Below are 1,093 nucleotides of genomic sequence, written 5' to 3' on the forward strand. Positions count from 1 at the left end.
CGCCAGCGCACCACCCACCGTGCCGGGAATGCCGGCAAGAAACTCGGCGCCTTCGAAACCGTTCAAGGCTGCAAATCGCGCCACCTTAGGACTGGACACACCCGCCTCGGCGTAAACACCGGCCGGCGCGCCCGGCTTTCCGTGGCTAAGCGTGATCTGGTTGAGCGCACCGTGCAGAAGCACCACCGTGCCGCGCACCCCGCCGTCGCGCACCAGCAAATTGCTGCCCAGGCCGATGAAGTGCACCGGCTCGTCAGCCGCCAGCCCCTGCAAAAACTGCGACAAATCGGCGATATCCGCCGGAATGTAGAAACGCTCGGCCGGTCCGCCGACGCGCCAGCTGGTGTGCTTGCTCATCGGCTCATCGCGGCGTAGTTCGCCGCGCAGTCCCGAGTGCTGAGTGCTGAGTCCTGAGAGGGGAAGTTGAAAGTTCGCGCACATACTCAGGACTCAGCACTTTTAACTAATTTTGCCGGCACCTGGCCGATCGACCCGGCGCCCATGGTCAGGACCACATCTCCGTCCCGTACCGCATTCATGATTGCCTGCGGCAGTTCCGCCGCAGATTCCACGAAAATCGGCTCGACCTTGCCCGCGACCCGGATGGCGCGTGCCAATGCTCTGCCGTCTGCGGCCACGATAGGCGCTTCGCCGGCCGGGTAGACTTCAGTCAGCAGCAGGGCATCCACGGTCGACAGCACTTTGACGAAATCCTCGAACAAATCGCGAGTGCGGGTGTAACGGTGCGGCTGGAATGCCAACACCAGCCGCCGGCACGGGAAGGCGCCGCGCGCCGCAGCCAGGGTCGCCGCCATTTCCACCGGGTGATGACCATAATCGTCGATCAGGGTGAAGCTGCCGCCATCCGGCAGCGCCATCTCGCCGTAGCGCTGGAAGCGCCGGCCGACGCCGCGGAACTCGGCCAAGCCCTTGACGATGGCGGCATCCGGCGCGCCCACTTCCATCGCCACCGCAATCGCCGCAAGCGCATTCAGCACGTTGTGCTGGCCGGGCAGGTTGAGCGTTACCGCCAGTTCCGGCAGCCCGGCACGTTGCACCTTGAAATCCATCCGCCCGCCGCTGTGGCTGATAT

Annotated in this window: 2 protein-coding genes; both read right to left on the reverse strand. The window is 65.0% G+C overall.

Going from position 1 to position 1,093, the window contains the following annotated elements; all coding sequences use genetic code 11:
- Positions 1-357: FAD-binding protein (locus Q8S40_RS08175; protein WP_305669993.1), on the reverse strand; the 357-nt coding region annotated here is incomplete at its 3' end.
- An 86-nt stretch (positions 358-443) separates the two neighbouring features.
- The gene (locus Q8S40_RS08180) at positions 444-1,070 is read right to left on the reverse strand and encodes a glutamate ligase domain-containing protein (protein ID WP_305669994.1); all 627 of its coding nucleotides are present in this window, start codon (positions 1,068-1,070) and stop codon (positions 444-446) included.
- Between the last annotated feature and the right edge of the window lie 23 nt (positions 1,071-1,093).

The sequence above is a fragment of the Falsiroseomonas sp. genome (genome assembly GCF_030695085.1).
GTDB lineage: Bacteria > Pseudomonadota > Alphaproteobacteria > Acetobacterales > Acetobacteraceae > Falsiroseomonas.